Genomic DNA, 14,014 nt, shown 5'->3' with positions numbered 1-14,014 from the left:
ACGAGTTATGGCCATGCCGCTCCGTCAGTCCATCCGCGTCGGGACCTATCTCTTCGAACAGAAGTTGCGCAAGCGCGAGAAGTTCCCTTTGATCGTCGAACTGGAGCCGCTGTACGCCTGCAACCTCAAGTGCGAGGGCTGCGGGAAGATCCAGCACCCGGCGGGAGTGCTCAAGCAGCGCATGCCGGTCGCCCAGGCGGTCGGCGCGGTCCTGGAGTCCGGGGCGCCCATGGTCTCCATCGCCGGCGGCGAACCGTTGATGCACCCTCAGATCCACGAGATCGTCCGACAGTTGGTGGCGAAGAGAAAGTACGTCTTCCTCTGCACCAACGCCATGCTGCTGCGCAAGAAGCTGGAGAACTTCACCCCCTCCCCGTACTTCGCCTTCGCCGTGCACATCGACGGGCTGCGTGAGCGGCACGACGAGTCCGTCGCCAAGGAAGGCGTCTTCGACGAGGCGGTGGCGGCGATCAAGGAGGCCAAGCGGCGCGGCTTCCGGGTCACCACCAACTCCACCTTCTTCAACACCGACACCCCGCAGACCATCATCGAGGTGCTCAACTACCTCAACGACGACCTCCGGGTCGACGAGATGATGATCTCGCCCGCGTACGCCTACGAGAAGGCGCCCGACCAGGAGCACTTCCTCGGCGTCGAACAGACCAGGGAGCTCTTCCGGAAGGCCTTCGCGGGCGGCAACCGGCGCCGCTGGCGCCTCAACCACTCGCCGCTCTTCCTGGACTTCCTGGAAGGCAAGGCCGATTTCCCCTGCACCGCGTGGGCGATCCCGAACTACTCCCTCTTCGGCTGGCAGCGACCCTGCTATCTGATGAGCGACGGATACGTGCCCACCTACCGCGAGCTGGTCGAGGACACCGACTGGGAGAAGTACGGCCGCGGCAAGGACCCGCGCTGCGCCAACTGCATGGCGCACTGCGGCTACGAACCCACCGCCGTCCTCGCCACCATGGGCTCGCTGAAGGAGTCCCTCCGGGCGGTCCGCGAGACCGTCTCCGGAAGCAACGGCTGATCCGAGGGGCGCGGGGAGCCCGCGACACCGTCGCGGGCCCCCGCCTCCGCGAGAAAGGGGGCCGCACATGACGATCCTGGAGAACATCCGGGGGCCGCACGACCTCCGGCCGCTCGACGGTCCGGAGCTGACCGCGCTGGCCGAGGAGATCCGGCGGTTCCTGATCCACTCGGTCGCCCGGACCGGCGGTCACCTGGGACCCAACCTGGGCGTGGTCGAGCTGACCCTCGCCCTCCACCGGGTCTTCGACTCGCCCGCCGACCGCATCCTCTGGGACACCGGGCACCAGAGCTACGTCCACAAACTCGTCACCGGCCGCCAGGACTTCTCGAAGCTGCGCGGCAAGGGCGGACTCTCCGGCTATCCCTCACGCGCCGAGTCCGAGCACGATGTCATCGAGAACTCGCACGCCTCCACCGTCCTCGGCTGGGCCGACGGCCTCGCCAAGGCCAACGAACGCCGGGGCAAGGACGACCACGTCGTCGCCGTCATCGGCGACGGCGCCCTGACCGGCGGTATGGCCTGGGAGGCGCTCAACAACATCGCCGCCGCCCGCGACCGGCCGCTGATCATCGTCGTCAACGACAACGAACGGTCCTACGCCCCGACCATCGGCGGCCTCGCCGACCATCTGGCGACCCTGCGGACCAGCGACGGCTACGAACGCTTCCTGGCCCGCGGCAAGGGCATCCTGGAGCGCACGCCCGTCGTGGGCAAGCCGCTCTACGGGTCGTTGCACGGCGCCAAGAAGGGCTTCAAGGACACCTTCGCGCCCCAGGGCCTCTTCGAGGACCTCGGCCTGAAGTACCTCGGCCCCGTCGACGGGCACGACATCGCCGCCGTCGAGTCCGCGCTGCGGCGCGCGAAGCGGTTCCACGGACCGGTGCTCGTGCACTGCCTCACCGAGAAGGGCCGCGGCTACCAGCCGGCCCTCCGGGACGAGGCCGACCGCTTCCACGCCGTCGGCGCCATGGACCCGCACACCTGCGCACCCCTCGCCCCGGCGGCCGGACCGTCCTGGACCGCCGTCTTCGGCGACGCCCTCGCCGAGATCGGCGCCGAGCGGCCCGACGTCGTCGCGATCACCGCCGCCATGCTCCAGCCCGTCGGCCTGAGCCGCTTCGCCGAGCGGTTCCCCGACCGGGTCTGGGACGTGGGCATCGCCGAGCAGCACGCCGCCGTGTCGGCGGCCGGCCTCGCCGCCGGCGGGCTCCACCCGGTCGTCGCCGTCTACGCCACCTTCCTCAACCGCGCCTTCGACCAACTCCTGATGGACGTCGCCCTGCACAAGTGCGGCGTCACCTTCGTCCTCGACCGGGCCGGTGTCACCGGCACCGACGGCGCCTCCCACAACGGCGTCTGGGACCTCTCCCTCCTCCAGGTCGTCCCCGGACTGCGGATCGCCGCCCCGCGCGACACCGACCGGCTGCGCGCCCAGCTGCGCGAGGCCGTCGACGTCCACGACGCGCCGACGCTGCTGCGCTTCCCCAAGGAGACGGCGGGCGAGCCGATCCCCGCCGTGGGCCGGATCGGCCGGATGGACGTGCTGCGCGACGAGCCCGATGCGGAGGTCCTGCTGGTCGCCGTCGGCGTGATGGCCGACACCTGCCTCCGTACCGCCGACCTGCTCGCCGACCGCGGAGTGCGCTGCACCGTCGTCGACCCCTGCTGGGTCACACCGGTCGACGCCCACCTCCCCCCGCTCGCCGCCCGGCACCGGCTCGTCGCCGTCGTGGAGGACAACAGCCGTACGGGAGGGGTCGGCGCCGCCGTCGGCCAGGCGCTGCGCGACGCGGACGTCGACGTGCCCCTGCGGTCCTTCGGGATCCCCGAACAGTTCCTCGCCCACGCCAGGAGGAGCGAGGTGCTCGCCGACCTCGGGCTCACCCCGGTGGAGATCGCCGGACGGATCAGCGCCGCCCTGGCACACAAGGAGAAGGCTCGATGAACGACGCCATGGGCCACGCGACGGACCGCCCCGAGGGCGCCTTCGATCTCCGGGCGCTGCTGGCCGCCCGCGGCGCCGAGCGGTACGAGCTGCACACCCGGCACCTCAACCACCAGCTGCCGCGCATGCTGCACACCCTCGGCTTCGACAAGGTGTACGAGCGGGCCGAGGGCGCCCACTTCTGGGACGCCGAGGGCGGCGACTACCTCGACATGCTGGCCGGCTTCGGCGTCATGGGCCTCGGCCGGCACCACCCCGTCGTCCGCAAGGCCCTCCACGACGTCCTCGACGCCTCGCTCGCCGACCTCACCCGCTTCGACTGCCAGCCCCTGCCCGGACTGCTGGCCGAACGGCTCCTCGCCCACAGCCCCCACTTGGACCGGGTCTTCTTCGGCAACAGCGGCACGGAGGCCGTGGAGACGGCGCTGAAGTTCGCGCGGTACGCCACCGGACGGCCGAGGATCCTCTACTGCTCGCACGCCTTCCACGGCCTGACCACCGGCTCCCTCTCCGTCAACGGCGAGAAGAGCTTCCGCGACGGCTTCGCCCCGCTCCTGCCCGACACCCCGATCGAGCTGGGCGACCTCGACGCGCTGGAGCGGGAGCTGCGCGCGGGGGACGTCGCCGCCTTCGTCGTGGAGCCCATCCAGGGCAAGGGCGTCCAGGAGGCCCCGCCCGGATTCCTGCGCGCGGCCCAGGAGCTGCTGCACCGGCACGGGGCGCTGCTCATCGCCGACGAGGTGCAGACCGGGCTCGGCAGGACCGGCGATTTCTACGCGTACCAGCACGAGGACGGGGTCGAGCCCGACCTGGTCTGCGTCGCCAAGGCGCTCTCCGGCGGGTACGTCCCCGTCGGGGCGACCCTGGGCAAGGACTGGATCTTCAAGAAGGTGTACTCCTCGATGGACCGGGTGCTCGTCCACTCGGCCAGTTTCGGGTCGAACGCGCAGGCCATGGCGGCAGGGCTGGCCGTGCTCTCGGTGATGGAGTCCGAGGGGACGGTGGCGCACGCGCGGCGGATGGGCGAGCTGCTGTCCTCGCGGCTGCGGGAGCTCGTCCCGCGCTACGAACTCCTGCACGAGATCCGCGGCCGGGGCCTGATGATCGGGATCCAGTTCGGGCGTCCCTCCTCGCTCGGGCTGCGCGGCCGGTGGACCATGCTGCAGGCCGCCCGCAAGGGACTCTTCGCCCAGATGGTGGTCGTCCCGCTGCTCCAGCGGCACCGCATCCTGACCCAGGTGTCGGGGGATCACATGGAAGTGATCAAACTGATTCCGCCGCTGGTGATCGACGAGACGGACGTGGAGCGGTTCATGACCGCCTTCACGGCGGTGATGGACGAGGCGCACGGGGGCGGCGGACTGATGTGGGACTTCGGCAAGACGCTGGTCAAGCAGGCCGTCGCACAGCGCTAGCGGCGGCCCGGCACGGCCCCGCACGGTCGGGCGCTGCTGGCCGGGGCGGATTTGCCCCTGAGGCAAGAAACTTGCCTCAGGGGAAAGACCCTGGCGCAATGGGGGCATGGAGCACCTCCCCGGGGAGCCGTCCCCGGACCCCCTCGCGCCGGACGGCCCGGACGAAGCCGGCGCGCTGCCCGACATGGCCCCCCAGCTGCGGGGGCTGCGCCGACGGCGCGGGCTCACCTTGGAAGTCGCGGCCCGGCGGGCCGGGCTCTCCCCGGCGCACCTCTCGCGCCTGGAGACCGGCCGGCGCCAGCCCTCGCTGCCGATGCTGCTCGCGCTGGCCCGTATCTACGGTACGACGGTCTCCGCGCTCCTCGGCGAGGTGCCCCCCGAGCGCGACCCGGTCATCCGCGCCGGCCGGTCCGAGCCGGTCGAGGCCGACGGCTGGATCTACCACCAGGCGGGCGGAGCCGGCCGCGCCCTGCAGGCGCTCCGCGTCCACGTGCCGTACGCCACCCGCTCCGACATCGTGCGCGTCCACCCCGGCGAGGAGTGGCTGCACGTGATCGACGGGCGGGTGCGGCTCTCCCTCGGCGGCGCCGTGCACGTCCTCGACCCGGGCGACAGCGCCCATTTCGACTCGCTCACGCCCCACCGCATCGGCGCCGCCACGCGCGGGGGCGCCGACCTGCTCTTCGTCCACACGCTGATGCAGAGCCCCGCGGCCGAGACCTGTCTCGGCGACACGACCGCCCGCCCGCGATGAGCCCCCGGAAGGGATCCGACATGTCCGACAAATCAACTGCGGTCACCGGCGAGGAGCGTGGGGGCGGCAAGTTCCCCAAGGGCCTGGTCCTGCGGCTCTTCGCCTATCTGGTGGCCGGGCACCTCTTCGCCGGCTTCCTCTACCTGCTGTTCCTGCTCGGCGGCCAGAACCAGTAGCGGACCAGGAGCGGGGCCGGGCCTCCGGGCCCGGCCCCGCTCGCTCGTCGCGCCGGTCCCGGCCGCTCAGACCTCGGTGGGCCCGGTCACCAGGCTCCGGCGCAGGCGCTCCCGTGTCTCCGGGGAGAGCCCGAGGCCCTGCGAGAGATACGCCTCGACCGTGCCCCAGGTCTGCTCCATCGTCTCGAAGGCCGCCCGGAGGTACTCCACCCGCGCGTCGAAGAGGGGGCTCAGCAGCTCCATCACCTCGGGCGCCATGGCGTCCGCCGAGGTGGAGCTGCGGCGGATCTTGTAGCGGCGGTGCGGGTCGTTCGACTTGACGTAGTCCGCCTCGATCGCCTCCCGCTCGACGCCCACCGCGAGCAGCGAGATCGCGATGGAGAGCCCCGCCCGGTCCTTCCCGGCGGCGCAGTGCATCAGCGCGGGAACGCTGTCGTCGGCCATCGCGTGCAGGACGCGGCTGTGCTCCGCCGTCCGCTCGACCACCATCTTCCGGTAGGAATCGGACATTCGGTCGGCCGCCTTGCCGTCGCCGAGCGCCTCGCGCAGCTGATCCAGTTCGCCGCCGCTGACCAGCTTCCAGAACTCCTTGCCGTCCGCCGGGTCGTTGAGCGGGATGTTCACGTTCCGCACGCCGGGCAGCTCGACGTCCGCGCCCTCCACCTTCCGGTCGGCCGCGTTGCGGAAGTCGAAGACGGTGTGCAGCCCCAGGCCGGCGAGGAAGGCCGCGTCGTCCTCGGTGGCATGGGCGAGGTGGCCGCTGCGGTAGAGGCGTCCGAACCGGACCGACCCGCCGTCCTCGGTCGGCAGGCCGCCCACGTCCCGGAAATTGCGGACCCCGGTCAGCTCGGGTTCGGTCGACGAGACCTGGGGCAGCTGCTGCGTCACGAGTGCTCCTGAAGGTTGGCGGACTTCGACGATACGAGATCGGTTCCAGGGGCAATCATTCCGGGTGGCGAGCCGGGCGCACACCCCTCGGACGGGAATGGGTGTTCTGTCCGAATTAGGGCCTTGGTGATAACGCGCCCTGATTGCAGGGGAGATGGGTTTCGACGCGTGAGCAGCGTCTCACAGGTGACGGACCGTGCCTGATCGTCTTCCGCAAACGCCCTGCGAGAAAAGGATGTCGAGAGTCCCGCATCCACGGAGGGTGACCGGAATTCCGGACGTAAATCGCTCCTCCGAATGGGCGGGGAAAAGAGCGGCTTGTTCACGCCGACCCCGCTCGTCTACGGTCACCGTCAATCCGGTCGGACCGCCGAATCCTGCCACCGTCCGGAATCCGCACCCACCCACGTACGGCAGGAGCGGGGGACCCAGGTAGTACGCCGATCCGGTCGATCCGGAACGGCTTGGGGTGAAGTCGCGAGCGATCGCGACCGGGCAACTCCAGCCCGAACCCGACAGCTCACCTCGTAGGCGACGGAGAGGAATTCGCCATGCCCGCGAAGGGTAAGCACCGCCGTCCCAAGGTCAACCCGATCACGCGCGGATTCGTCGCCGCCGGAACGGGCGGCGCCGTCGTCGCCCTGCCGCTCCTCGGCGCGACCGGAGCCCACGCCGCCGAGAAGTCCGCCCCGACCGTGACCCCCGAGCAGGCCGTCGCCGCCGTGGCCGCCGCTCCCGCGAAGGCGCCGGCCGCCCCCGCCGCCGCCAAGGCGAAGCCCACGACGTACTCCGTCGTGGCGGGCGACTACCTGTCCAAGATCGCCTCCGAGCACCACCTGGCCGGCGGCTGGAAGAAGCTCTACCAGGACAACCGCCAGGTCGTCGGCGAGAACCCCTCGCTGATCTTCCCCGGCATGAAGCTCAGCATCGGCGCGAAGTCGACGGCCGAGGCGCCCGCCCCGAAGGCCAAGGCCCCCAAGGCCGCGCCGAAGGCCGCCCCCAAGGCCGAGAAGTCCTCCGCCGACGCGTCCGAGACCCGCAGCTCCCGCAGCGCCGAGCGCACCGAGCCGGCGCCCGCCCAGGAGCAGCCCGCCCAGGCCGCGTCCTCCGGCTGGGTCGCCCCCGTCAGCGGCGGCATCTCCACCCAGTACCGCGCCTCGGGCTCCATGTGGTCCTCCGGCTACCACACCGGCGTCGACTTCATGGCCTCCTCCGGCACCTCCGTCAAGGCCGTCGGCGCGGGCACCGTCCACTCCGCCGGCTGGAGCGGTTCGTACGGCAACGAGGTCGTCATCCAGCACGCGGACGGCACCTACTCGCAGTACGCCCACCTCTCCTCCCTCTCCGTCTCCACCGGCCAGTCCGTCAGCGGCGGCGACGAGATCGGCCTGTCGGGCTCCACCGGCAACTCCAGCGGCCCGCACCTCCACTTCGAGATGCGCACCGGGCCGAGCTACGGCTCGGACATCGACCCGCTCGAGTACCTCCGCCAGAAGGGCGTCGGTATCTGACGCACCCCACCCGGAATCGCCTTCTCTCCGGGTGCGCACCGGGCCCGGCACCTTCGTGCCGGGCCCTTCGCGTATTCCGCCTTGGCGCAATCTTGACCGGTGGCATATCTCACCCTCCGTCAACCCCTCCTTACGGTCGCGTAGGTCACACCCGTAAAGGAAAGATGTGCTCCCGTGGCAGACGATTCGAGATCAAGAGACATGGACGTATTCGGGTCGTACGCGGCGATCGGAGACAGCTTCACCGAGGGCGTGGGAGACCCCGGCCCCGGCGGGAGCTTCCTCGGCTGGGCGGACCGTTTCGCGGTCCTCCTCGCCGACCGGCTGCCGGAGAACGACGCGTTCCGTTACGCCAATCTGGCCGTGCGCGGACGCCTCCTCGACCAGATCGTGGCGGAGCAGGTCCCGCGGGCGAAGCAGCTCGCCCCCGACCTGGTGACCTTCTGCGCGGGCGGCAACGACATCATCCGGCCCGGCAGCGACCCGGACGCCGTCGCCGAACGCTTCGAGCGCGCCGTCGCCGACCTCACCTCCGCCGTCGGCACGGTCATGGTGACCACCGGTTTCGACACCCGCGACGTACCCGTGCTGCGCCATCTGCGCGGCAAGATCGCCACCTACACCGCCCACGTCCGGTCCATCGCCGACCGCTACGGCTGCCCGGTCCTGGACCTGTGGTCGCTCAAGTCCGTCCAGGACAGGCGGGCTTGGGACGGTGACCGGCTGCACCTCTCGCCCGAGGGACACACCCGCGTCGCGCTCCGCGCCGCCCAGGTCCTCGGCATCGAGGTACCGGCCGACCCGGACCAGCCGTGGCCGCCCCTGCCCCCGCGCGGCGCGCTCGACCTGCGCCGCGACGACATCCTGTGGGCCAGGGAGTACCTCGTGCCGTGGATCGGCCGCCGGCTGCGGGGCGAGAGCTCGGGCGACCACGTGGCGGCCAAGCGGCCCGACCTCATGCCCCTCTAGGACCGCCCGGCGGCGCCGCCGGGATCCGCTCCAGGACCCCGCCCGCGAACACGTCGTACAGCGGCAGCGACTCCAGATGGACGTAGCCGATGTGGCAGTCGCAGACGGAGAGCGGGCAGGCGCGCGGGCGCAGGGCGGCGCGGTAGGAACCGTCGTAGAGACCGCCCAGCTCGGCCTTGACGAAGTGGCAGCGCCGGACCGTCCCGTCGCCGTCCACGGAGATCACCGACTCGCCGGTCCGGCAGGGGAGACCGGCCGAGCGGTGCGGACGGCGGCTGTACGGGAAGAGGGGGTCGAGCGCCGTCCAGGCGTCGGCCTCCTCGTCGGTGTAGGCGTACCCCTCGGCGGCGTTGATCCAGAGGTAGACCTCGGACGGCAGCTCCGCCCGCAGCCGCACGGCGTGCTCCCGGTGCTCCGGCAGTCCGACGACCCCCACGCTGAACCGCGTCCCCCGGGCCGCCAGCTCACCGCACTTGGCGAGGAACCGGTCGTAGGGCGTCTGGCCGGGGTGGTACGTGCACCAGAGCGCGAGGGTCCGGGGGTCGGCCTCCGCCAGCCAGTCGGTGCGGCAGCTCAGGTTGGTCTGGATCGCGACCCGCTCGACATGCGGCAGCCGGGACAGCTCGGTGAGCGTCCGCCGGTACCAGGAGCGGACCAGCCCCTCGCCCCACGGGGTGAACAGGATCCGCAGCCGGTCGCCGGTCTGCCCGGCCACCCAGGCGGAGAACCGTTCCAGCGCGGCCCGGTCCGCGCGGAGTTGCTCCCGGCTGTCGCGCCGCTTGGCGAAGGGGCAGTACGGACAGTCGTAGTCACAGGAGGCCAGCGGCCCCCGGTACAGGATCGTCAGGTCCACGCGGCCCTACTTCGGCTCGTAGGCGGCCATCGCCGCCCGCACGGCGGGGGAGAACAGCTCGGGTCCGATCCCGTCCGAGTGGGCGAGCCCCTCGGCGGAGAGCCGGAGCAGCCCGGCCGGCGCCTCCTCGTCCAGCCAGCCGAGCGCCTCGAACCGGCGCAGTTCGGCCGGGAAGTCGGCGACAGGGGAGGTGCCGAACCTGTCCTCGTACCCGCGGACGTCCATCCCCTCGGCCTGGAGCAGCGACTGGAGCAGATGGCGGCGGCGCGCCTCGCCCGCGTCGACCCACCGGCCCACCTGCGCCCGGCGGAATCCCTCCGGCCCGGTCTCCGTGTACGCGTCGATGAGGGAGCGGATCTCGCGCATGTCGACGGCGTAGTCGAAGGAGTAGTGCAGCGACGAGGTGTACGAGCGGGCTCCGCAGCCGAGCCCGATCATGCCGTCGGTCTGGCAGGCGTAGTCGTCCGCGCCCAGGGGCGGGGCGTCGGCCCGGCGGAACATCCGCATCGACACCTGCTCGTAGCCCGAGGCCAGCAGATGGTCCCGGCCGCGGCGGTAGAGGCGCAGCCGCAGACGGTCCCACTCGCGGTCGGCGTCGGCGGGGGAGAGCCGGCCGAGGCCGGTGAGCGGGCGGACGTAGAGCGGGTAGAGGTACAGCTCCTCCGGCCGCCAGGCGAGGGCCGCGTCGAGCGAGCGCAGCCAGGACTCCTCGGTCTGGCCGTCGATGCCGTAGATCAGGTCGATGTTGAGGACGGGGACGCCCACGTCACGGATGCGGCCGAGCGCCGCCTCCACGTCCTCCCGGCGCTGCGGGCGGACGGCGGCCCGCGCCTCGGCCTCGACGAAACTCTGCACCCCGATGCTGAGCCGGGTCGCCCCGCGCTCGGCGAGGACGGCGAGCCGGTCGGCGGTCGCGGTCGCGGGGGAGGTCTCGACGGAGAGGGGGACGGACCGCAGGTCGACGCCCATCCGCCGCTCGGAGATGTCGCAGAGCCGCTCCAGCTCGGGGGCGGTCAGGAACGTCGGCGTGCCGCCGCCGAAGGCGGCCGTGGCGAACCGGACGGGCCCGGCGTCACCGAGCGCCTCGCGCACGGCCGTCGCCTGCCGGTCGAGGGCGTCGAGATAGCGGGTGGTCAGCTCGCCGGGGGCGCCGATCCGGGTGAAGAGGTTGCAGAAGCCGCAGCGGACCTCGCAGAAGGGGATGTGGGCGTAGAGGGAGAGCGCGTCCTTCGGCTGGTCGGCCCACAGGTCGGCCAGGGACGGCGCCGGGTGGGGGAGCGGGCGGTACGCCGTCTTGTGCGGGTAGGCGTAGACGTAGCTCTGGTACGGACGCGGGGCCCCGGTCACGCGACCGCCTCCGGGCCGTCCAGGAGGAAGTGGGCGTACGGCACGGTCCAGACGACCTCGTGGCCGAGACGGTGACCGGTGAAGCCGTCCTCTCCGTACGCGGTGCCGTGGTCGGAGCAGACGATGGCGAAGCACGGGCGGCGGCTGCTCATGGCGGCGAGGAGCCGGCCGATGTGCCGGTCGACGTACTCCAGGGCCGCCGCGTGCGAGGCGAGGGTGTCCCCGGACTCCCGGGTCGCGCCGGGGAGATGGAACCAGTTGGGCTGGTGCAGCGCGGAGACGTTGACGAAGAGGAACAGGCGCTGCTCCGGCGGGAGATCCGCCACGACCTCCTCGGCCCGGGTCACCTGGGACGCGAAGGAGGTCGGGGAGGCGACCCCGAACTCGGGCTCCCAGTGGCTCTCCTGGAAGAGGTCCGGCAGCACGGAGCCGAGCGGTCCCTGCCGGTTGAAGAAGCCGACGCCGCCGACGCAGACGGTGCGGTAGCCCCTCCGGGCCAGGCCCGAGACGAAGTCGGGGGTGTCGTGGACGAAGGTGCCCTCGGCGGTGCTCTCGCTGCCCGCGAACCGCGCGGCGAAGAGCCGGGGGTGCGGGCCCTGGGTGTCCGGGGTCGGCAGGAAGCCGGCGAAGATCGCCTGGTGGGAGGCGTAGGTGAAGCTGCCGGGGGCGTGCCGGCGCTCCCAGCGGCCGCCGGGGAGGTGGCGGGCGAGGTTCGGGATGCGGCCGGCGGCGGCCAGTTCGGCGGCGACGTCGTAGCGCAGGGTGTCGAGCGTGACCAGGAGGAGGTCGTGGCTGCCGACGATCTCGTTCATGTCGGGCTCGGGCCGCTGTTTCACGGGGTGCTCGTTCCTGGGGTGCGCGGGGGTACGGGGGTGGCGGGGCCGGCGTCCGCGGCGGAGGCCGTCGGGGTGGGGGCAGGGGCTGGAGCGGCGGGGCCGGTGGCCGGGGCGGCCGGCGGGGTGGCGGCCGGGGCGGGGCTTCGGGTACGGAGGAGGGCGGCGACCTGGGCCGCGTAGGTGTCCAGGCCCTCGGCGCCGCTGCCCGGCAGGCCGGTGAGCCCGGGCAGCAGGTCGCCGAAGGCGTTGACCTCGCCGACGGCGAAGCGCCGCCAGTCGGAGGACGGCAGCAGGTCGACGCCCACGCACCGGGTGCCGGGGAAGGCGGCGGCCGCCCGCTCGGCCACGCCCAGCACGTCCTCCCACCGCCCACCGGCCGCGGCGACCGCGCCGCGCGCCGCCTCCAGATCGCCCCGGGCACCGCCCAGATGAAGGTTGGTCATGGGAGAACGGCTGGTGCGCACGACGGCGTGGCCGGCCCGCCCGTCGACCACCACCACCCGCAGATCGACGACGCGACCGGCCTGGGCCGCCTTCGGCAGCCAGCGCTCGATGTGCAGCCCGTCGGGAGCCAGCGCGTCCACGATCGCGGCGACCTCGCGCTCCGTCCGATAGCGGCGCACTCGCAGGGAGTTGAAGAGAGCGCCGTCCGGGCCGCGCTCCACGGACGTGGTCGCTTGGACCCGGCCGCCGGGTGCGGTCTCCACCGCCAGCACCCCGGAGGCCGAGGAACCGTGCGCGAGCTTCACGAACACCCGGCGCGCCCCGGCGGCCGCCGTCAGCGCCACGACGTCGTCCCAGCCACGCACGGGCGGCGCGTCCGGCCCCGAGGTCGGCGACGTGGGCACCGGCACCGAGGCCTCGCGGAGCACGCCGTGCCCGAGCCGCTTGTCGAACAGCACGGCCAGCTCGCCGGGATCGTCGACCAGGACCGCACCCGCGGACCGGACGTCGGCGGTCAGCGCCGACACGACCGCGATAAAGCGCGCGTACCACCGCCCGGTGCCCTCGACGCGGGTCGTGTCCGAGACGCCGCGCAGCAGCCGGTCGACCTCCGGGTCCTCGCCCGGCGAATCGAGACGGACCAGCTCGCCCGCCGTGAACCGCGCCCCGCCCCGCAGCACGTCGAGCCAGGGCACGACCCGTGCCGGAGGCAGCCCGGCGGCGGCCACCGCGTCCACGAAGAACCGGACGCGGCGGCCCGCCGGATTGCCGACGACGGCCAGACGGAGGGCGGCCTCCCCGGACCCCGCCCGGGACGGCACGCGCGCGGGGGCGGCCCCCCGCGCCCGCCCGGGGACGCCGCGCACGAGCGCTCGGGTCACTCGGCGACCGCGACGTACCGGTAGACCACGCCGCCGTTCTCGTCCGGCTGCTGCGCGTCGTCGACGTCGACCGTCACCCCGTGCGGGGTCAGCGCGTCAATGATCCGCTCGCGCATCTCCTTGGAGAGGTAGTGGTGGGAGAGGCCGAGGTAGGCCAGGTGCGTCAGCGGCCCCCCGGCGAGGAGGGCCGCCCCGCCCTCGTCGGTGAGCGTGCCCATCGACAGATCGAGCCGGTCGAGCCGGGCGACGACCGGGGCGTTCGCGACGGCGGCGGCGATCTCGTCCTGGATGTGGCTGTTGCGCAGCCCCAGATGGCGCAGGGAGGGGAACGCGGTCCCGGCGAGCAGCGGCTCCAGGTCCGCGACCGTGCTGTCGCCGCCGTACTCGTCCGAGCCGAGCCAGAGGTCGAGGTTCTCCAGTGCGGGCAGATCACTGCCCGCGATACCGCGCACCACCCCCGCGCCCAGACCGCCGGACTCCACCACGAGCGACCGCAGCCCGGCGTGGTGGATCGACGGGAAGGCGAGCCCCGAGCCTCCGCGCACCCCGAACTCCAGCAGCCGGGGATAGGCGGCGAGCAGCGGTGTCACGTCGCTCTGCTGGATCCAGGAGATCTCGCAGTCCTCGAAGGTCATGTCGCCGAGGAAGACCGCTTCGAGCGTGGTGAGCCGGTCGTTGGCCCCGATGAGCGCGGCGACGATCGGTGCCGACGAGTTCTCGTAGGCCTCGTCCCAGCCGCCGACCACCAGCGCGCGGACCCGGCCGGCGTCCACCGTGCGGAGGAAGTGGTCGAAGAGCGGCTCCCACGGCTCGTCGTCCGGCTCGCTGTACGTCGGCGCGGAGAGGCGCCACGCCACGGAGGCCGCGTCCGGCAGCGCGACCCGGGAGTCGGGGCCGGGGAAGTCGAAGACGGGCAGGCCGTGCAGCTCCCCCAAGGGGGTCGAAATGGTCATGACTACTCC

13 protein-coding genes and 1 riboswitch are annotated in these 14,014 nt (G+C 72.5%); of the genes, 7 read left to right on the top strand and 6 right to left on the bottom strand.

The features are described from left to right. Window positions 1-7: 7 nt before the first annotated feature. The 5 genes from hpnH (at window position 8) to ACZ6RC_RS12460 (ending at window position 5,323) form a co-directional block, all read left to right on the top strand. Window positions 8-1,030, top strand: coding sequence for an adenosyl-hopene transferase HpnH (hpnH, locus tag ACZ6RC_RS12480; protein WP_391135145.1), 1,023 nt, complete (start codon window positions 8-10; stop codon window positions 1,028-1,030). Window positions 1,031-1,097: 67 nt separating this feature from the next. Next, window positions 1,098-2,978: a 1-deoxy-D-xylulose-5-phosphate synthase gene (gene dxs / locus ACZ6RC_RS12475; protein WP_469581647.1), complete on the top strand. Its 1,881-nt coding sequence runs from the start codon at window positions 1,098-1,100 to the stop codon at window positions 2,976-2,978. Next, window positions 2,975-4,393: an aspartate aminotransferase family protein gene (locus ACZ6RC_RS12470; RefSeq protein ID WP_469581643.1), complete on the top strand. Its 1,419-nt coding sequence runs from the start codon at window positions 2,975-2,977 to the stop codon at window positions 4,391-4,393. Before dxs ends, ACZ6RC_RS12470 begins: the two co-directional genes overlap by 4 nt. 106 nt (window positions 4,394-4,499) lie before the next feature. After that, window positions 4,500-5,147 (top strand): helix-turn-helix domain-containing protein, encoded by a 648-nt coding sequence (locus ACZ6RC_RS12465; protein ID WP_469581640.1) that lies wholly within the window; start codon window positions 4,500-4,502, stop codon window positions 5,145-5,147. Window positions 5,148-5,167: 20 nt separating this feature from the next. Further along, window positions 5,168-5,323: a DUF6126 family protein gene (locus ACZ6RC_RS12460; RefSeq protein WP_391135133.1), complete on the top strand. Its 156-nt coding sequence runs from the start codon at window positions 5,168-5,170 to the stop codon at window positions 5,321-5,323. Between the two features lie 66 nt (window positions 5,324-5,389). On the opposite strand, the gene ACZ6RC_RS12455 is transcribed toward ACZ6RC_RS12460, so the two are convergent. After that, complete coding sequence (locus ACZ6RC_RS12455; RefSeq protein WP_469581637.1) at window positions 5,390-6,211, bottom strand: tyrosine-protein phosphatase; 822 nt, start codon at window positions 6,209-6,211, stop codon at window positions 5,390-5,392. 391 nt (window positions 6,212-6,602) lie between these two features. Further along, window positions 6,603-6,760, top strand: a riboswitch (cyclic di-AMP (ydaO/yuaA leader). 2 nt (window positions 6,761-6,762) lie between these two features. Here ACZ6RC_RS12455 and ACZ6RC_RS12450 point away from each other — a divergent pair. Together ACZ6RC_RS12450 and ACZ6RC_RS12445 are read left to right on the top strand one after the other, a co-directional pair. Beyond that, window positions 6,763-7,722, top strand: a complete 960-nt coding sequence (locus ACZ6RC_RS12450) for a M23 family metallopeptidase (RefSeq protein ID WP_469581634.1) — start codon at window positions 6,763-6,765, stop codon at window positions 7,720-7,722. A gap of 201 nt (window positions 7,723-7,923) precedes the next feature. Continuing rightward, a complete protein-coding gene (locus ACZ6RC_RS12445) occupies window positions 7,924-8,691 on the top strand; it encodes an SGNH/GDSL hydrolase family protein (protein ID WP_391135124.1) in 768 nt (255 codons plus the stop codon). On the opposite strand, the gene ACZ6RC_RS12440 is transcribed toward ACZ6RC_RS12445, so the two are convergent. Genes ACZ6RC_RS12440 through ACZ6RC_RS12420 form a run of 5 tightly spaced genes read right to left on the bottom strand, consistent with a single transcriptional unit; the run spans window position 8,678 to window position 14,005 of the window. After that, the gene (locus ACZ6RC_RS12440) at window positions 8,678-9,544 is read right to left on the bottom strand and encodes an STM4011 family radical SAM protein (protein ID WP_391135121.1); all 867 of its coding nucleotides are present in this window, start codon (window positions 9,542-9,544) and stop codon (window positions 8,678-8,680) included. The genes ACZ6RC_RS12445 and ACZ6RC_RS12440 overlap by 14 nt on opposite strands. A gap of 6 nt (window positions 9,545-9,550) precedes the next feature. Continuing rightward, window positions 9,551-10,891, bottom strand: a complete 1,341-nt coding sequence (locus tag ACZ6RC_RS12435; RefSeq protein WP_469581631.1) for an STM4012 family radical SAM protein — start codon at window positions 10,889-10,891, stop codon at window positions 9,551-9,553. Continuing rightward, window positions 10,888-11,703 (bottom strand): STM4013/SEN3800 family hydrolase, encoded by an 816-nt coding sequence (locus ACZ6RC_RS12430; protein ID WP_469582831.1) that lies wholly within the window; start codon window positions 11,701-11,703, stop codon window positions 10,888-10,890. The genes ACZ6RC_RS12435 and ACZ6RC_RS12430 overlap by 4 nt, the downstream gene beginning before the upstream one ends. Window positions 11,704-11,723: 20 nt before the next feature. Continuing rightward, window positions 11,724-12,992, bottom strand: a complete 1,269-nt coding sequence (locus ACZ6RC_RS12425; protein WP_469582828.1) for an STM4014 family protein — start codon at window positions 12,990-12,992, stop codon at window positions 11,724-11,726. Window positions 12,993-13,048: 56 nt separating this feature from the next. Further along, on the bottom strand, window positions 13,049-14,005 hold the full coding sequence (locus ACZ6RC_RS12420) for an STM4015 family protein (protein ID WP_469581629.1): 957 nt from the start codon (window positions 14,003-14,005) through the stop codon (window positions 13,049-13,051). Between the last annotated feature and the right edge of the window lie 9 nt (window positions 14,006-14,014).

Source organism: Streptomyces sp. NPDC048353 (assembly GCF_055587165.1).
This window is presented reverse-complemented; position numbering and strand designations above follow the sequence as displayed.